This window comes from Kosakonia cowanii JCM 10956 = DSM 18146 (assembly GCF_001975225.1).
GTDB lineage: Bacteria > Pseudomonadota > Gammaproteobacteria > Enterobacterales > Enterobacteriaceae > Kosakonia > Kosakonia cowanii.
In genome coordinates, this window is record NZ_CP019445.1 from 3891288 (window position 1) to 3908578 (window position 17291).

Sequence of the window (17291 nt, forward strand, 5' to 3'; positions counted from 1 at the left end):
CTTTGCGGATCAAGGACATGCGAATCGTGGAAGCTGGAACGGATTGCGGATACTGTTAGGCGCAAACTCCAGCGTGACCTGATGCCCGTCAACCGTGAATGTCGCCTGGCGGCTCAGGCTGCTGCTGCCAGGGCTCACGCGCGCTTTATCAAAAAAGCGGTTCAGCGCCCAGGCGCCGTTGGTCACCAGTGTTGCCGTTGTACCATTGGCCAGACCCAACTGCATGCGCACCTGGTTGGTGCCGCCTGTGCCCGGCCAGCTAACAATTTGTACTGCCTGCGGCCCGTGGCTGTAGCGCAGGATCTGTCCGTCCACATCCAGCGTCATATTGAGGATAGTGTTATCCATCCGCACTGTACGCACCGTGGTACGAAAAGAGGGTGTTGCACTGCCATTGGCAAAGAAGGCATCGCGAATCGACTGTGCCTGCTGGAACGGGACCAGCACCCCTTCGCTTCCCGGCAGCGTTTTGCCATCGATCCCCGGCATAAAGCGCCATGTGGCCTGCGTGGTATCAACTTTATTGGTCAGGTTATCGCGAAAGAATACATCCATCAGACCGGTGCCAGGGGCAAACATACGCGCCAGATCGTCCGGCGTCACTTCAGCGCTGGCAGAACGCACCAGCGGGTAACGCCCGGCGATTGCCTGGCGGCAGAAGCTGCCCACTTCAACGCTGATGCGTTTACGCACATTCTCCATATCACGACGTTGCGTATCGCTGCTCGCGCCGACCGCCATATTACTGAACATGGTTTGCAGACCGCCCGGCAAACGCCCTGCGCTGGCCTGCAGGCGGCTGATTGCTTCGCCACCCGGTGCTGGCATACCGCTGTTTGCGGCATCCTGGACCGCCGTCAGATAGCGATAAAGTTCATCAACTTGCTTGAGGAAATCATCAAAGACGATGGTTTTACCGCCTTTCTCCAGCGGCTGTGCCAGTTCGATAATCGGTGCAAAGTGCTCGGTCACGCGCTGTTCAGGCGTCTGGTTAGCGGCTGCGTTGCCCGCAGCGTTGTTTTCACGATTGCTGAAGAGCGACTCCAGCATCTGTGTACCGCGATTGCTACTTTCAGGGCTTTTCTCTTTCTCCGCCGCCGCAGGGTCATCGCGCACCAGCGTCAGTTGCTGGCTGAGGTTAACCACCAGACGGCGCAGCGGTGAGTTGTTGCTGGAGAGAACGCGCGCGGTGTTAATGCGCTGATTGAGATCGGCGCTGTTATTCAACTGAATATCGCTTAAGAAGCTGTCCCAGATGGTAATGAAGTCGCGAGCGTAGAGCTGGCGCACTGCATTATCCGTCTGCTGTTTGTCCTCAGGCTGCGTGGTTGAGCCTAATACCCATGCGTCATCTTCATGCAGTGAGGCGGTCACCGGGGCAATCTGCGCATTGAAACTGTTCCAGTAACCATCCGGCGTGTAGAGCCCCGGAATGCCATCGTTCACCGGCTTGCCGCTTTTACGCGAGAACACCAGTTCACTCTGCGGACCACCCAGCGTAGCCAGCGACACCGGCTTGAGGTTTTCATCACGCTCCAGCAGGCGTTTAAGGCGTCCATAGACACGCGTTGAGAGTGGCTGCTGGTTAATCAACGCCTGCTCGCGGCTGATGAGCGCGTCATCTTTTGCATAGGGTGAAGCGACAATCTGCTGCTCCAGCAACTGCGTCAGGTGCCACTCAAGCTGGCGGATCTGCGCTTTGGTAACGTTCTGCGGCAGGTTGCGCTCCAGATTGAGCATCACCCATGAGTGCAGGAATTTGCCATCGTAATGTTTCGGCTGGTAGAGCATCTGATACGCTTTCAGCGCTTCATAGCTGTACTCGACGTCACTGCCGTTGTCGTTACGCAGCCAGGTGGTGACGCGCATTGCTACTTCCGGCAGCAGCATCTGCTCCAGCGCTTTTCGGTAGAGCGCCTGCGAGGCATCCGACACATCGTTACCGCGATAGAGCCCCATCCGGCGGGTGATCGGCGGATGATTGATGTCGAACTCTTCACTCTGCGGCAGTTCGGCAAGGCCATTTAGCAGGGGCAGTAAGGCAAACAGATCCCCCTGCTGGCGGTTACGCAGCGCTTTAATCTCCTGATCGAGCGCCGGCACTTTCGCCTGGACTTCATCAAGGTAATCTTTGTTGTTGCCGTAGCTGGTGAACCAGAGCGCGCTGAGGATAACCAGCAGCGCCAGCAGTGCGGCATAACCAGACCAGATCACTGCACGGCTGCGCAGCTCCCACCAGCGGTTCTGCCCGGCAATCCCGGCTTCCTGGAAGATAACGTTTTGCAGCAGGTGCTTGATAAAGAAGCTCTGCCCTTTACCACCTGGCACCGGCTCATCTTTGCTGACCGAATCCCAGTTGTCGCCCGACTTGCCCTGAGGCAGAGAGAGCGCACGATTAAGCTCACCCATCACCCGATCGAATGGCAGACCTTCCTGCGTGCCGCTGGCGAAATAGATACCGCGCGGCGAGAACTCGGTCTCAAAGTTGGAGCGGGCAAAAATCGTATCCAGATAGTCAGACAGCAGCGGACGCAGCGCGGCAAACTCTTGCGGGAAGAGGAAACACTCGGCGCGCGCCTGCGGATCGCTTTCACGCAGCATCGTATCCGGCAGGCCGGCGTCCAGACGCTGTTGCAGCAGGGCAAACTCCTGAATGAAACTGCCCTGCAGATCGAAATCGGCGAGCTTCGCTTTTTCCCATGGGAAGGTGAAGCCCCAAATCTGGTCGCGCTGCGCTTTATCAAAGCCAGAGAAATAGGCGCGGAAACCCTTAAGCAGGTCAGCTTTGGTTACCAGCACATAGACCGGGAAACGAATCCCCAGTTGTTCGTGCAGTTCGGTAAGACGTTTACGCAGATTGAGTGCCTGCTCGCGCGAAGCTTCAGCAGACTGGGTCAGCAGATCAGCGATACTGATGGTAATAATCACGCCGTTAATCGGCTGGCGACGCCGGTATTTCTGCAGCAGGCCGAGGAATTTATTCCACTCGCTGGCATCCTGAATCTGCTCGCTCTCCTGCGTGGTGTAGCGTCCTGCGGTATCCAGCAGGACGGCTTCATTGGTGAACCACCAGTCGCAGTTGCGCGTGCCGCCAATACCGCGCAGTGCAGTTTTACCGAAGCGATCGGCGAGCGGGAATTGCAGGCCGGAGTTCACCAGCGCTGTCGTTTTACCGGAGCCCGGCGCGCCGATAATCACATACCACGGCAGCTGATAGAGATACTGGGTACTGAAACGCTGCGTCCACAGGCCACGCTGGCCCGGCTGGTTAAAGTGCGCTTTTTTCAGTACCTGTGCCGCCTCTTCGAAACGGTCATTCAGCACCTGATCGTCGCTGGTCAGACGTTGACGTTCAGCGGGATCTTTCGCCTCTTCGCTTTTGAGGTTGTCCATCAGCTTGCGGTTGAGCCACGCATTATAGAGACGCGGCACAATGTGGCTGTGAACCCAAATCAGGTACATCACCGCAATGGCGATCATGCGGTTTTGCTCGGACTCCAGCGGTCGGGAGTCGACGACCGACAGCAGCGGCCCGATCATCCAGATAACCGCAGCCAGCCCGGTAACGCCAAGGAAACCCCACAAAATGCGGTTAGTCAGCAACGAAAGCAACATGTTCATCCATTAGTTTCCTTGCGGCAGTCCGTTCAGCTCGGCGGCCGTATTTTCCGGCGACACAAGCAAAGTAATTTCGACACGGCGGTTACGCGCGCGGTTTTCGGCCGAGTTGTTCGGCGCGATGGGATCCATCTCCCCTCGCCCTTCGGCTTTCACACGCTCCGGCTGCGAAAGGTGTTTTTGCAGCAGCGACTGCACAGAGCGTGCGCGCTCCAGCGACAGTTCATAGTTGGAGGCGAAACGGGCGCTGCGGATCGGCACGTTATCACTGAAGCCGACCACCAGGATCTTACCGCTGACATTGTTCATTGCCTGCGCGACGCGGTCGATGACCGGCTCGTAGCTATCGCGCGCAACCGTGGAGGCAGAGGCAAACAGCCCGTCACCTTTCAGGGTCACGACGCTGCGATCGGCCTCATCACGTACCGCCACCAGGCCTGCCTTGATTTCAGGACGCAGGAACTCGCGCAGGTTAAGTACCGGCTGCACGTGCTGCACTGGCTGTTGAACGGAGACTTCCGGCAGCTGCGTCTGGTAGATCTTCGCCAGCACCGGATTGGTGTTGTCGCCCAGACGCCAGTTGAGGACGATATAGAAGAGGCAGGCGAGGAAACCCGCCAGCCCGGCACACGCCCATAATGGGATCACCGGACGCCACAATTTGCGCATCACCGGCTGATCTTCCGGATGCGGCGAGAGCGGCGGTGGGTAGTTACCCCGCACGCCGCGGATCATCTGCCATAAACGCTGCTTGATGGTTTCAAGCTGTGTACGGCCGTTGTCCATCACGCGGTAGCGCCCTTCAAAACCCAGCAGCAGGCAGAAGTTAATTAACTCCAGCAGCGCGATATGCTCGCGCGGGTTTTGCGACAGACGCGCCAGCAGTTGGAAGAACTTCTCCCCGCCCCAGGTTTCGTTGTGAAACGTCACCAGCAGGCCGCTGCCGGACCACACGCCGCGGCTGCCCCACGGTGTGAGCGCGGCGGCTTCATCCAGAGCGGTGCAAAGACAGTAGCGTGCGCCCACGATGACTTCGTACGCCAGGCCGGATTGCTGGCAGCGCACTTCAAAACGGCGGATTTCATCTATCAGGTGCTGACGTAGCCCGCTCTGATCGTCATGGGAGACCGAATAGCGGATCTGCGGTATCGCATTGAGCAGCGGATTTGCGGCCGCCACCAGCGGATTGTTACCACTTGCTCCTGCCAGGACGGCATCACTGCCGGAGGCGTGTTGTTGCTGCATAGTGTGCGCTCGCTGTGTTATTCCGTCGGGCTACGGATGGCCCAAAATTCCATATCAAGACCGGGGAATTCGCCTGCCAGATGCAGTGCGAAAGCGCCCGATTTTTCCATTTCGTTCCAGAGCTCGCCGCCCTTTTCCAGTTCAAAATAGTTATAACCGGCGTGCCATGGAATTTGCGGCGGTGCAACAGGCATGCTGCGTAGCTTCATGCCAGGCAGCTGAAGCTGCACCAGATCGCGGATTTTGGTCACCGGCGCAACTTTCATCTGCGCCGGGAAGTGGGTTTGCAGAATTTCGCCCGGCACGCTGGCTTTCACCGCCAGCACAAAACCAAACTCGCGCGCCATCGTGGTAGTAGGCAGCGTGGCGATGTTCAGTCCATGAGTACGCTCGGTGAGCGGCAACTGGATGGCATGCTCTTCCATTACCAGCGACAAACCCTGACGCAGCATCAGCTGCAGTTTACTGAAGCAGCCAGCGAGATCGTCATGGTCATAAATGGGGAGCGTCTCTTCCGGTGAACGCGCCGCGGTCCAGGTGGTGAGCTCGGTGGCAAACGCCAGCCAGCTGCGCCATAACTCTTCCGGGTGGATCATCGGCAGCGATTTCAGGTGCGACATCTGCCCGACGTGATGGTTAATCAGTGCCAGCAGCGAGAACTCCACCATTTCAGAGGTGTTGAAACGCCCAGGCTGGCGTAGACGTTGACCAATCTGCTGGCTGCGCTGCATCAGCAGGCTCTGCAGATCGTTCATCACGGCGTAAAGTGAGGGGTTGTTGACCGCGTTTAACATCGGCGGAATATAGCGATTATCGATGCGAACCTGGTTGTCGTTGCGCTTTTCAAGCACATGCGCCACGCCAATTGCCGTCCACTCTGCGCTGAGATCCTTCTCCAGCATCAGTTTCAGGCGCAGGCGCCCAAACTGCACCGCAGCGGGACCAACGGACATCGCGTTATCATCATCGACTTCGCTTTCCCATGTGATGTAGCGCGCCAGCGAATCTTTCTCTTCGCTGAAAATCACTTCATCACGACCGCCGCGACGGGCTGGCAGCGCCAGCACGACACGTTCGTTAGTGAGATTATCCGGGATCACCAGCGGGGTTGGCGCCTGGCGAGCATCGTTGAATGAGAAGAAGGTGCCGTCTGGCAATAAGCCGCTGGCGTAACTGACGGCAATGCATCCCTGGCGAAGCATCGCGTCGTCGAGTTCGATATCAAGGTAGCCCCAAAGATAGGGGCGCTGCAGTGTTCCCCACTCGCGAATATGGTGCTGAAGATAGCTTTCCGCGCGTTGAAAATGGTGGGGACGCAGAAACATACCTTCGGTCCAGACGACCTTTTCTGCTTTATTCATACTGTATTCCTGTCAGGATGGCGCTATTTGGAAATCACGCGTATTCCGTTAACGTCGAGAAAGATGTTGGCTTCCAGCGCATCTTCTGACGATTTCCAGAACTCATAGAAGTGAGACTCCCCCTGTACCGGAAGCGGCAGGGAGATTCGCCATTTTTTGCCGTCCAGCGCCTGATACTCCGCCATCACGCCGATGTAGCGCGCTTCAGGCGAACTGTTGCCAGTCAGCGTTTTTGACAGCTGACCGGGCATCAGGAAGAACTCATCACTGTTCAGCAAATTGCCGCCCAGTGCGCTATCGGCGTTGTTTTGCAGCGACCAGAAATCGGCGGACATAAATGTCGCGTCCGATTTCAACAGCAACACCCTGACTTTAAGGGGAGCGGACTCATTGATTTGCGGATGAGCCCTGAACTGAAGGTTATAGCTGGTAGGTACGCTGTGTGAAGACGATCCACAACCGCTGGCCAGGGTGGCCAGCACAAAGAAAAACACCAGGCTAATCTGGCGTACAACCGAATTATTATTCATAGCAGGTACTCATCACGGCTGGATTAATCGATGATCCAGGTCCCGGATTTAACGTTTTTGCAAGCTTTACCGCTGCCGTCGACCGTTACGCAGTTCGCTTTTTTACGCTGAACTTTGCGGCGATCGTTACGCAGCGTTTTTTCGTACAGATCGCTTTTAACGACCGCACGCATCGGCACGTAGCCAATCAGCTCTTCCTGACCTTCATCGGCCAGCGCCATCCAGAAGTGTTCAACCTGACCAAGCACAACGTAGGTTTTGCCCGCTTCCAGCTGGCGAATTACTTTGCCGCCGAAATCAGGTTTGCTCATAACAGAGGCCGGATAGAGTGCGCGGTAGTCTTGTTTAACCGGTTCGAACTCCTTCGGCGGCAGTACGGCATAACGGTGGGTCAGGGTTACGCCATTCACTTCACTGGTAACAATTGTGTCGTCGGTAGGTGCGGGTTTCTGATGTTTTACACAGCCAGAGACGCCAAATACAAAAAGAAGTGCCAATACGATTCGCATGTTCATAGGGTTTTGTTCCATTGCAAATATATTACTGTGTTGACGTGCATCGTTATGGATAGGGGAAATGAAATCGTTATGAATGACTCAGTTCCTTGTCCGTTAAACGACCTGATAATGAATTAAGGGCATAGCTACCGCACGAGCCTGTCCGCGAGGACCGCCGCAACAATATTACTTTTCATTGACTATCGTGACATGATTTTACAGATCGGATAATTCAATTCAATATCATTGCCGAGCCGTTGAAAAACTATTACTTAATTCTTTTGCAAATTAGGATAAATCTCAAGAAATAATTTCACTTAAGCAGAAAAACGGCAAAATTTTGTTCTGAGATGAATCCCTCGCCGCCAATTATAATCCTAAAGTGATGAATAATAATAAAAATTTTATATGCTTAATCCGTTAGTATACAGACCAAAATATGAGATAGGATAATTCCTAAAAGTCAAAAAGAGCGAAGCAATACTACAATATTTGGTAGCTCATATTCCACATTGTCTGGCTAACCTTTGCGCTAAGAATGTTTATTTGGGACTTTTCTTCGCCGCAGCCTCTTTTTTTGCGAAATATATCGACTTTTACTCTTCGTATTCTGCAAAAAAGATAGTTACAGGCAAAACTATTACCGCAGTAAATCGCTTTTACAAGGTACCCGCTGCACTTTATTTCATTCAGTGTGACTAAACTCTAATAAAGCACCCTTAACCGAATCCATTCAGCAAAGGGTCGGTGTTTAAAAATAAAGCAATCCGATATGCGTTCTCTTAGATATCAGCCTTCGCTTCTGTACAGACGGATCTCGTCGTCACTGCCGTACGCTTCGAGCAGCCGAATAGCTCAGAGGCGTGAGGTAATTTCTCCGTATTGACACAAATTGCCGGGCACAGCACACGAATTGTCTGAGATTCGTCTATGGTTTTGGTCAAGGTTGAATGCAGCGGCCCGCTGCTTGCTCGCTAAGGAGACGTCAATGATAAAACCTGTTTTGCGCCAGCCGCGCACCCTCTTTCTGGTCATGCAACTTGCATTGGGTGGAACATTACTTGCCGCAAATGCCCCAACATTCGCGGCTGAAGCGCAAAACCCGCCGCAAACTCCCGACATTCTTCTCGGTCCGTTATTCAGTGATGTGCAAAGCGCCAAACTCTTTCCCGATCAAAAAACCTTTGCCGACGCAGTGCCCAAGAGCGACCCACTGATGATCCTTGCGGATTACCGCATGCAACGGAACCAGAGCAGCTTCGATCTGCGCCATTTCGTCGAGGTGAACTTCACGCTGCCGGAAAAAGGGAAACCCTATGTGCCGCCTGCCGGGCAAAACCTGCGTGAACATATCGACGGATTATGGCCAGAACTGACGCGCACCACCGATAGCGCGGGCAAGTGGGACTCACTCTTACCGCTGCCTAAACCCTATGTCGTACCCGGCGGGCGTTTTCGCGAAGTCTATTACTGGGACAGCTACTTCACCATGCTCGGCCTTGCCGAAAGCGGCCACTGGGACAAAATCGAAGATATGGTCGCCAACTTCGGCTATGAAATTGATACCTGGGGACATATTCCGAATGGTAACCGCAGCTACTACCTCAGCCGCTCACAACCGCCCTTCTTCTCATTAATGGTCGAGTTACTGGCGACACATGACGGTGATGAGGTGCTGAAAACCTGGCTGCCGCAGATGGAAAAAGAGTATCAGTACTGGATGGAGGGCGCTGATGCGCTGCAGCCGGGCGAAGCGAATAAGCGCGTGGTGAAGTTAAGCGATGGCAGCATTCTCAACCGCTACTGGGATGATTCCTCCACGCCGCGCCCGGAGTCGTGGCTGGCAGATGTCACCACAGCCAAAAACAATCCGAACCGCCCGGCGACAGAGATCTACCGTGATCTTCGCGCCGCTGCGGCTTCCGGCTGGGACTTTAGCTCCCGCTGGATGGACGATCCTGAGCAGCTTGGCACTATTCGCACCACCAGCATTGTGCCGGTCGACCTCAATGCCCTGATGTTTAAGATGGAGAAGATGCTCTCCCGGGCTTATCAGGTCTCTGGCGATAGCGCTAAAGCGAGCCACTACGACGCGCTGGCCACTGCCCGGCAAAAAGCCATCGAAACCAATCTGTGGAACACAAAAGAGGGCTGGTACGCCGATTACGATCTGAAAACCAAAAAGGTACGTAATCAGTTGACCGCTGCGGCGCTCTATCCGCTGTTTGTTAACGCGGCGGCAAAAGATCGCGCCGACAAAGTGGCAGCGGTGACCGAAGCGCGGCTGTTAAAAGCGGGCGGCATCACCACGACTACTGTTAAAAGCGGTCAACAGTGGGATGCGCCGAACGGTTGGGCACCGCTGCAGTGGGTCGCCGCCGCCGGGTTGCAGAACTACGACCACCAAAAACTGGCGATGAGTGTCAGCTGGCGCTTCCTGACCAATGTTCAGCACACCTACGATCGCGAACAGAAGCTGGTGGAAAAATATGATGTCAGCTCCATCGGTACGGGCGGGGGCGGCGGTGAATATCCGCTGCAGGATGGCTTTGGCTGGAGTAACGGCGTGACGCTAAAAATGCTCGATCTCATCTGTCCGAAAGAAAAACCATGCGACAGCGTACCGCAGAAACAGCCGGCGGAAGAGGCCAGGCCTGCCGCTGAGCCGACGGCACAGAAAGTAGCGCAGTAGCGTATAAAAAAAGGCCGCATAAAAATGCGGCCTTTTTTCAGAGAAGATCCGTTACCGGCGTACAAGGCGGAAGACCGCCAGCACCACAATCGCGCCGATCACCGCGACGATAAAACTGTGCATGTCAAAGCCCGTAATGTCGCCGCCATAACCGAACATTGTTGCCAGCCAACCACCGACTACTGCCCCGACAATCCCCAAAACACAGGTCAGAATGAAGCCGCCGCCGTCGCGTCCTGGCATAATGAATTTCGCGATTACGCCCGCAATCAGGCCAAATACGATCCACGCGAGAATACCCATATTCACTTTCTCCTTTCGTTTATGACGTGTAAATGAACACACCACCATGTAGTGCGTTGCGTACAGTATAGATGTCTTGCGCAAAAGCGCTGTCATCTCACAGATTTAATTCATAATTTAATGAAATAATTTCTACCATTTGTATTAAGTTCTGGCATAGATTGCCGATAAACCATCGACGTTGTGTCAGTATCGAGGAGCCATTCGGCGTGAGCAATTACAGTGAGCAGTTCCTGAAACAAAATCCTCTGGCCGTGCTGGGCGTCTTGCGCGACCTGCAAAAAACTCAGGTACCGGTTTGCATCAGCTGGGGTAGCGGCCAATTTATCAGCAAAATCCTCGAGGTTAACCCCGAGGCGCTGGTGATGGATTTTGGTAGCCAGGAGTATGAAAACAGCGCCGTTCAGCGTGCCGGTAAAGTGACTATTACCGCTGAAACCCATGGCGCAAAGGTTGAGTTCACGCTTAATGCGCTCACCACTGGCGATTATCAGGATCTGCCTGCGTTTATCACGCCGCTCCCGGAAACGCTGTGGTTTATTCAACGTCGTGAATATTTCCGTATTAGCGCCCCGCTCCACCCGGCTTACTTCTGCAAGGCGAAGTTACCCGATAAGAGCCAGTTGCGCTTTCGTCTGTTCGACCTCTCGCTCGGCGGCATGGGTGCACTGCTTGATGGCGACTTGCCGGAAAATGTCGAGCCGGGCATGCGCTTCTCGCAGGTCGAACTGGATATGGCATCGTGGGGGCAGTTCTACTTTGATGCGCAGTTGATTGCAGTGGGTGAGCGCAAAGTTGTGGATGGTAAAAATGACACCATCGCCACGCCAAGGCTGAGCTTTCGTTTTTTAAATGTCAGCCCGGGCGTCGAGCGCGAACTCCAGCGCATTATCTTTGCGCTGGAGCGCGAGGCGCGCGAACGTGCCAGCCGGGTGCGCTAATTACATCGCATCCATCGCTTTTTGTACTTTCCAGATATAACGCGGGGCTTGCGGCGCGGGGTGTTTTTCCGCTACGTGCTGCAAAAAGCCCTTCGGGCTTAACGAGTTAATCTCGTCAATCGCCTCCTGGCGGTCCGAAGAGAAGGTGCGCAGCAGCGCGCCCGCGCCATTCACATAAGAGACCACCAGCGCATACTGCATCACCAGCGGATCTTTGATCCCGGCAAGCGGCCCATGTTCAAGAATGCTCAGGTAGGCCGCGCCCATAGAGATATTGCGCTCCGGGTTTTTCAGCTCGCGCGTCGAGGGTTGCCCGCTCCAGCCCATACGCCGATAAACTTCTCGCCCCGCCGTTGAGGCCTTCAACTGCATCAGACCTACCGCATTCGATTTACTCACCAGCTCCGGGTTGCCGCCTGACTCCACGGCAATCATCGCCGTAATCAGTTCCGGGCTGACGCCCCACGACGCGCCGGCTTTTTCGCTAATTGGCATCCACTGCATCGCGCGTTTGACCGGCACTTCCGGGTTCCAGTCGGGGTTACGATAATCCTGTTTTGTCGAGCTACAGCCCGCCAGCAGCACCACTAAAAAGGCAAACCATCTTAATTTCACGCCAGAAAATCCTTATATAAGCTGTACATCACGGCGGATGACAATGACCAGGGTTAGCGGCATGATAACTGTTTGTTTAGAGATGTCAGCAAGGAAATGCCATGTCCACTTTCCATTTAATTGCCCCCTCCGGGTACTGCATCAATCAGCGTGCTGCGGCGCTGGCCGTTGAACGGCTGACCCGCGAGGGCCATCAGGTCAATAACCAACAAGTGATTACGCGGCGTGAGGAACGTTTTGCCGGTAGTGAAGCTGAAAGGCTGGCGGACATCAATGACCTCGCCCGTCTGGCTGGGGAAAATCTGATTGTTATGCCAGTGCGCGGTGGCTACGGCGCAAGCCGGCTGCTGGCCGATATTGACTGGCAGGCTCTGGTCAAACGCCAGCAGCAGCAACCGCTGGTGATTTGTGGTCACAGCGACTTTACTGCGATTCAGTGCGGCCTGCTGGCGGCGGGCGGCACCATCACCTTTAGTGGCCCGATGCTGGTGGGCAACTTTGGTGCTGAACCGCTTAATGCCTTTACGCAGGAGCACTTCTGGCGGGCAATACGCAATAAATCCTTTACCGTTGAGTGGGACGGCGACGGGCCGCAATGCCATGTTGAAGGAAGATTATGGGGCGGAAACCTGGCGATGCTGACCTCGCTTATTGGCACCCCCTGGCTGCCAACAGTGCCCGGCGGCATTCTGGTGGTTGAAGATATCAATGAGCACCCCTACCGCGTTGAGCGCATGCTGTTACAGCTGCTCTATAGTGGGATCCTCGCGCAGCAGCGCGCGCTGATCCTCGGCAGTTTCTCCCATGCGCAACCCAACGATTACGATGCGGGCTACACTTTAGAGAAGATGGTGGCTTGGTTACGTTCACGGGTGGCAATCCCGGTGATCACCGGGCTGGACTTCGGCCACGAAGCGAAAACCGTCACGTTGCCGTTAGGTGCGCACGCCATATTGCAACATGCTGAAAAATCAACGCTGACCCTCACAGGCCATCCCACAATCTCGGCGTAAAAAAAGCCCTTAATGCCCTTATTAAATTGCTTTTTCTGCCGTTATTATAATGTGCCGTAATAAATCCCGGTCCGTGCCGGGATCTCACCGAGAAGAGAAGGAGATGCATACCATTGGACGCTGGGGCGATAATTAGTCTGTTTATTCTGGGTTCTGTACTGGTAACCTGCAGTATTTTATTGAGTTCGTTCTCATCCCGCCTTGGTATTCCGATTCTGGTCATTTTTCTGGCGATTGGTATGTTGGCAGGCGTTGACGGCATCGGTGGCATTCCCTTCGACAACTACCCGCTGGCCTATATGGTCAGTAACCTTGCACTGGCTATCATTCTGCTCGACGGCGGTATGCGCACGCGCGCCAGCTCTTTTCGCGTTGCGCTCGGCCCCGCGCTCTCGCTGGCAACTGTCGGGGTGCTGATCACTTCAGGTCTGACCGGCATGATGGCGGCCTGGCTCTTCAAGCTCAACATTATGGAAGGCTTCCTGATTGGCGCGATAGTCGGCTCAACCGATGCGGCGGCGGTCTTCTCGCTGCTCGGCGGTAAAGGGCTGAACGAGCGTGTCGGCTCAACGCTTGAGATTGAGTCCGGCAGCAACGATCCGATGGCGGTGTTTCTGACCATCACGCTGATTGAGATGATCCAGAGCCACCACGCCAATATTGATTTCACCTTCTTCCTGCATATTCTGCGTGAATTTGGCCTCGGCATACTGCTTGGTGGCGCGGGCGGCTACCTGCTGCAACAGATGATCAACCGCATTGCCCTGCCGCCTGGGCTCTATCCTTTATTAGCGCTGAGCGGCGGGATTCTGATCTTCTCTGTTACCACAGCGCTGCACGGCAGCGGGATCCTGGCCGTCTATTTATGCGGGTTCGTGTTGGGCAATCGACCGATTCGTAATCGCTTCGGCATCCTGCAAAATTTCGATGGTCTCGCCTGGCTGGCGCAAATTGCGATGTTCCTCGTGCTTGGCCTGTTGGTGACACCGTCTGATTTAATGCCGATTGCACTCTCTGCGCTGATCCTCTCGGCGTGGATGATCTTTATTGCCCGCCCGCTCTCGGTGTTCGCCAGCCTGCTGCCGTTTCGCGGTTTTAACCTGCGCGAGCGCATCTTTATCAGTTGGGTGGGGCTGCGCGGCGCGGTGCCGATTATTCTTGCCACCTTCCCGATGATGGCCGGGCTGGACAACGCCCGCCTCTTCTTTAATGTCGCCTTCTTCGTGGTGTTGATTTCGCTGCTGTTCCAGGGAACGTCTCTGGGCTGGGCGGCGAAAAAAGCGAAAGTGGTGGTACCGCCGGTGGGCTGGCCGGTTTCGCGCGTCGGGCTGGATATTCACCCGGATAATCCCTTCGAGCAGTTCGTTTACCAACTGAGTGCCGATAAGTGGTGCGTTGGTGCGGCACTGCGCGACCTGCACATGCCGGAAGAAACGCGCATTGCGGCGCTGTTCCGCGATAACAGCCTGCTTCATCCAACCGGCAGCACCCGGTTACGTGAAGGGGATGTGCTCTGCGTGATTGGCCGCGAAAAAGATCTGCCGGCCCTCGGGAAACTCTTCAGTGAGTCGCCGCCGGTGTCGCTGGATCAGCGCTTCTTTGGTGATTTCATCCTCGAAGCGAATGCCAAGTTTGCCGACATAGCGATGATTTATGGTCTTGATGAGGGGCTTGAGCATCGCGATAACCAGCAAACGCTCGGTGAGATCGTACAGCAACTGCTGGGTGCCGCTCCGGTGGTGGGCGATCAGGTTGAGTTTGCCGGTATGATCTGGACAGTGGCAGAGAAGAGTGAGAATTCGGTATCAAAAGTGGGTGTAAAAGTGGTGGAGAGCGAGGCGGAGTAAGCGCCTCGCGAGAAGTTACGTTGTCACAACAGGTACGCGCGGCGCCAGGGCGCACATCAATTCATACCCGACAGTATTGGCCGCCGCGGCCACATCATCAATCTTGATCTCCCTGCCCCACAGCTCCACCGGCGCGCCGATACTGGCGTGCGGGCACGGCGTGAGATCGACCGTCAGCATATCCATCGAGACCGCACCAACCACCGTGGTGCGAATGCCATCCACCAGTACCGGTGTGCCGGTGGGAGCCTGGCGCGGATAGCCATCTGCATAACCACACGCCACCACGCCGATACGCTGCTCCGTCTGCGCACGGTAACGACAGCCGTAGCCGATGGCGTCGCCGTTCTTCAGCGTCTGTACAGCAATAATCTCACTGCTCAGCGTCATTACCGGGCGAATACCGCTGTTTGCCACATCCTGCCATCTGCCCGATGGCGAGGCACCATAGAGAATAATGCCGGGGCGAACCCAGTCAAAATGCGCTTCCGGATGCCATAACGTCGCGGCAGAGTTGGCAAGCGATCGCGGTAACGGCAGCCCTTCCGCCGCCTGCTCAATGCGCCGCATCGGTTGCGAAATGCCGTCCGGACGCTCCGCCTCGGCAAAGTGCGACATCAGCGTGATATTGCCGACGCTGGCAAAGCTGCTCAGCTGCTGCCAGACGCTGTGCACGCGCTCCGGCAGGAAACCGAGACGGTTCATACCGCTGTTGATTTTGAGGTAGATATCAAGCGGTGCCTGCAGCTTCGCATTTTTCAGCAGATTAAGCTGCCAGTTACTGTGGATCCCACTGGTGAGACGGTACTGGTCATAAAGCGCCAGCTCCTTCGCATCAAAAAAACCCTCCAGCATTAAGAGAGGCCCTTTCCAGCCGCGCTCGCGCAGCAAGATCGCCTCCTCAAGGTTGAGCATCGCAAAGCCATCAGTTTTATTGAGCGCCGACCAGATGCGCTCCAGACCGTGGCCGTAGGCATTTGCCTTCACCACCGACCAGACTTTGGCATCGGGTGCCGCGCGGCGCACTATTTGCAAGTTATTGGCTAACGCCTGTAAATCGAGGGTCGCCAGAACCGGACGAGACATGTCTATTCCTTACGCCTGTCAGCTGTGTACACCATGGAGATGCTGGGCACGCGCAGGCGTGAACCCTGGAAGATAACGCGCCACGCTCAGATCGTCAGCGGCGATAGCCGGTGTGTTGCCGGTCATCAGATCGCTGAGCAACTGCCCGGAGCCGCAGGCCATTGTCCAGCCGAGCGTGCCGTGACCAGTATTGAGCCACAGGTTTTTAAACGGCGTGCGGCCAACCACCGGCGTGCCGTCCGGCGTCATTGGACGTAAGCCGGTCCAGAAGGTGGCCTCCTCAACATGGCCGCCGCGCGGGAAGAGATCGCGCACCACCATCTCCAGCGTTTCGCGCCGCGGTTGTAACAGCTCAGTATTAAATCCAACGATCTCTGCCATGCCGCCGACGCGAATGCGCTGATCGAAGCGGGTAATGGCGATTTTATAGGTCTCATCAAGAATGGTGGAAACCGGGGCGCCATCCTCCTGCGCCACCGGGATGGTCAGCGAGTAGCCCTTGAGCGGATAAACCGGAATATCGACAATCCCTTTCAGCAGGCCAGTGGACCAGGAGCCGAAAGCCATCACGTAAGCATCTGCTTTCACGACCTCTTCGCCACACTTCACGCCGTAGATTTTTTCACCTTCGTAGAGCAGACGATCGACGGGGGTATTGAAGCGGAACACTACCCCGGCCGCTTCGGCCATCTGCGCCAGCCGCTGTGTGAAGAGCTGGCAATCACCGGTTTCATCGTTTGGCAGCCGCAGACCGCCGGTCAGCTTGTGCGCGACTTCACCCAGCGCCGGTTCCACTTCGGCCAGGCGAGCCGATTCCAGCAACTGATACGGCACGCCCGCTTCCTGCAACACGGCGATATCACGGGTGGCGTTCTCATACTGTTCGGCGGTGCGGAAGAGTTGCAGCGTCCCGCCCTGGCGGCCTTCATACTGGATCCCGGTGGTTTCCCGCAGCAGTTTCAGACAATCGCGGCTATATTCAGCCAGACGCACCATGCGCCCTTTATTTTCCATATAGTGGCGGGTGTCGCAGTTGCGCAGCATTTGCCACATCCACTTTAACTGCGAGGAGGAGCCGTCGAGCTTGATGGCAAGTGGTGCGTGGCGCTCAAACATCCATTTGATCGCTTTTAGCGGCACGCCGGGCGCAGCCCACGGTGCGGCATAGCCCGGCGAGATCTGCCCGGCGTTGGCGGCGCTGGTCTCCAGTGCAGGCCCCGGCTGGCGATCGATTACGGTGACATCATGTCCGGCCTGGCGTAAATACCAGGCGCTGGTAACGCCAACAACGCCGCTGCCCAATACAACAACTCGCATATCCCTTCTCCCGTGAGTAAAGCACAATCATCTGATTACAAATTGATAACTCAGATGAAAATATTATTCAACATATGGCTTTTTTATGGTGACGTTCCTCACAACATCGCCGCCAGGTAAGGGCTGCGGATATTCAGCATCTCCTGCTGCGCACCCTATCGCCGCAGCATAATATTTTGCCGCTATGGCTTTTTACACGGTGAGCGAGCGGGAATATCGTGAAGAT

13 protein-coding genes are annotated in these 17291 nt (G+C 55.7%); 4 read left to right on the forward strand and 9 right to left on the reverse strand.

What is annotated here, in order from left to right; all coding sequences use genetic code 11:
• Window positions 1–9 precede the first annotated feature (9 nt).
• Genes tssM through BWI95_RS18400 form a run of 5 tightly spaced genes read right to left on the reverse strand, consistent with a single transcriptional unit; the run spans window position 10 to window position 7269 of the window.
• Window positions 10–3621 (reverse strand): type VI secretion system membrane subunit TssM, encoded by a 3612-nt coding sequence (gene tssM, locus BWI95_RS18380; RefSeq protein ID WP_076769995.1) that lies wholly within the window; start codon window positions 3619–3621, stop codon window positions 10–12.
• A gap of 3 nt (window positions 3622–3624) precedes the next feature.
• Window positions 3625–4863, reverse strand: a complete 1239-nt coding sequence (locus tag BWI95_RS18385) for a DotU family type VI secretion system protein (RefSeq protein ID WP_076769996.1) — start codon at window positions 4861–4863, stop codon at window positions 3625–3627.
• A gap of 17 nt (window positions 4864–4880) precedes the next feature.
• On the reverse strand, window positions 4881–6224 hold the full coding sequence (gene tssK, locus BWI95_RS18390) for a type VI secretion system baseplate subunit TssK (protein WP_042711792.1): 1344 nt from the start codon (window positions 6222–6224) through the stop codon (window positions 4881–4883).
• Between the two features lie 23 nt (window positions 6225–6247).
• Window positions 6248–6754, reverse strand: a complete 507-nt coding sequence (gene tssJ, locus BWI95_RS18395; protein ID WP_023480035.1) for a type VI secretion system lipoprotein TssJ — start codon at window positions 6752–6754, stop codon at window positions 6248–6250.
• A gap of 23 nt (window positions 6755–6777) precedes the next feature.
• Window positions 6778–7269, reverse strand: coding sequence for a hypothetical protein (locus tag BWI95_RS18400; RefSeq protein ID WP_076769997.1), 492 nt, complete (start codon window positions 7267–7269; stop codon window positions 6778–6780).
• Window positions 7270–8239: 970 nt separating this feature from the next.
• Here BWI95_RS18400 and BWI95_RS18405 point away from each other — a divergent pair.
• Window positions 8240–9943: an alpha,alpha-trehalase gene (locus BWI95_RS18405; RefSeq protein ID WP_076769998.1), complete on the forward strand. Its 1704-nt coding sequence runs from the start codon at window positions 8240–8242 to the stop codon at window positions 9941–9943.
• A gap of 51 nt (window positions 9944–9994) precedes the next feature.
• Here BWI95_RS18405 and BWI95_RS18410 read toward each other — a convergent pair whose 3' ends face one another.
• Window positions 9995–10246, reverse strand: a complete 252-nt coding sequence (locus tag BWI95_RS18410; RefSeq protein WP_023480073.1) for a GlsB/YeaQ/YmgE family stress response membrane protein — start codon at window positions 10244–10246, stop codon at window positions 9995–9997.
• Between the two features lie 209 nt (window positions 10247–10455).
• Here BWI95_RS18410 and ycgR point away from each other — a divergent pair, with 209 nt between their 5' ends.
• Entirely contained in the window at window positions 10456–11187 is a 732-nt protein-coding gene (gene ycgR / locus BWI95_RS18415) for a flagellar brake protein YcgR (RefSeq protein ID WP_023480096.1), read from the forward strand.
• Here ycgR and emtA read toward each other — a convergent pair whose 3' ends face one another.
• Window positions 11188–11802, reverse strand: a complete 615-nt coding sequence (gene emtA, locus BWI95_RS18420; protein WP_023480169.1) for a membrane-bound lytic murein transglycosylase EmtA — start codon at window positions 11800–11802, stop codon at window positions 11188–11190.
• Window positions 11803–11903: 101 nt separating this feature from the next.
• Here emtA and ldcA point away from each other — a divergent pair, with 101 nt between their 5' ends.
• Together ldcA and BWI95_RS18430 are read left to right on the forward strand one after the other, a co-directional pair.
• Window positions 11904–12815 carry a muramoyltetrapeptide carboxypeptidase gene (gene ldcA / locus BWI95_RS18425; protein WP_076769999.1) on the forward strand — a complete coding sequence of 304 codons (912 nt, stop codon included), beginning with the start codon at window positions 11904–11906 and terminating at the stop codon, window positions 12813–12815.
• A 113-nt stretch (window positions 12816–12928) separates the two neighbouring features.
• On the forward strand, window positions 12929–14662 hold the full coding sequence (locus tag BWI95_RS18430) for a potassium/proton antiporter (RefSeq protein ID WP_076770000.1): 1734 nt from the start codon (window positions 12929–12931) through the stop codon (window positions 14660–14662).
• 15 nt (window positions 14663–14677) lie between these two features.
• Here the strand turns inward: BWI95_RS18430 and dadX are convergent, their stop codons facing one another.
• Window positions 14678–15748, reverse strand: coding sequence for a catabolic alanine racemase DadX (gene dadX / locus BWI95_RS18435; protein ID WP_076770001.1), 1071 nt, complete (start codon window positions 15746–15748; stop codon window positions 14678–14680).
• Between the two features lie 18 nt (window positions 15749–15766).
• Window positions 15767–17065, reverse strand: a complete 1299-nt coding sequence (locus BWI95_RS18440) for a D-amino acid dehydrogenase (protein WP_076770002.1) — start codon at window positions 17063–17065, stop codon at window positions 15767–15769.
• Window positions 17066–17291 lie beyond the last annotated feature (226 nt).

Excerpts from the sequence above, each read along its gene's own strand:
- tssM (WP_076769995.1), bottom strand. The coding sequence starts at position 3,621 with ATGAACATGTTGCTTTCGTTGCTGACTAACCGCATTTTGTGGGGTTTC.
- BWI95_RS18385 (WP_076769996.1), bottom strand. The coding sequence starts at position 4,863 with ATGCAGCAACAACACGCCTCCGGCAGTGATGCCGTCCTGGCAGGAGCA.
- tssK (WP_042711792.1), bottom strand. The coding sequence starts at position 6,224 with ATGAATAAAGCAGAAAAGGTCGTCTGGACCGAAGGTATGTTTCTGCGT.
- tssJ (WP_023480035.1), bottom strand. The coding sequence starts at position 6,754 with ATGAATAATAATTCGGTTGTACGCCAGATTAGCCTGGTGTTTTTCTTT.
- BWI95_RS18400 (WP_076769997.1), bottom strand. The coding sequence starts at position 7,269 with ATGAACATGCGAATCGTATTGGCACTTCTTTTTGTATTTGGCGTCTCT.
- BWI95_RS18405 (WP_076769998.1), top strand. The coding sequence starts at position 8,240 with ATGATAAAACCTGTTTTGCGCCAGCCGCGCACCCTCTTTCTGGTCATG.
- BWI95_RS18410 (WP_023480073.1), bottom strand. The coding sequence starts at position 10,246 with ATGGGTATTCTCGCGTGGATCGTATTTGGCCTGATTGCGGGCGTAATC.
- ldcA (WP_076769999.1), top strand. The coding sequence starts at position 11,904 with ATGTCCACTTTCCATTTAATTGCCCCCTCCGGGTACTGCATCAATCAG.
- dadX (WP_076770001.1), bottom strand. The coding sequence starts at position 15,748 with ATGTCTCGTCCGGTTCTGGCGACCCTCGATTTACAGGCGTTAGCCAAT.
- BWI95_RS18440 (WP_076770002.1), bottom strand. The coding sequence starts at position 17,065 with ATGCGAGTTGTTGTATTGGGCAGCGGCGTTGTTGGCGTTACCAGCGCC.